The organism is Mesorhizobium sp. M8A.F.Ca.ET.202.01.1.1 (assembly GCF_004791595.1).
In the GTDB taxonomy this organism is placed as follows: domain Bacteria; phylum Pseudomonadota; class Alphaproteobacteria; order Rhizobiales; family Rhizobiaceae; genus Mesorhizobium.
This window is the reverse complement of record NZ_SRUN01000233.1, coordinates 1-304: the sequence shown is the minus strand read 5'-3', so window position 1 is coordinate 304 and position 304 is coordinate 1. Positions and strand designations below refer to the sequence as shown.

Annotated in this window: 1 pseudogene; it reads right to left on the bottom strand. The window is 60.9% G+C overall.

Annotation, left to right across the window (positions count from 1 at the left end):
• Nucleotides 1-304, bottom strand: a pseudogene (locus tag EN845_RS34635) (type III glutamate--ammonia ligase); the annotation flags it as partial.

Below are 304 nucleotides of genomic sequence, written 5' to 3'. Positions count from 1 at the left end.
GCGCTCCCACTGCGTGAAGTGCGAAGCATAGGAATTCCATTCCTGCTGCTTCAGCTTTAGATATGCCGACGAAAATTCTTCACCCAGCGCCGCCTTGAGCGATTTGTCGTTGTCGAATTCGCGCAGCGCGTCGAGCAGGTTGAGCGGCAGTTTCGGCGCATCCGTCACGGTATGGCCGAACTGGTACATGTCGATGTCGTAGCGCTTGCCGGGGTCGGCCTTGGAGCGGATGCCGTCGAGACCGGCCGCGATGATCACCGCCTGCAGAAGATAGGGGTTGGCGGCGCCATCGGGCAGACGCAGC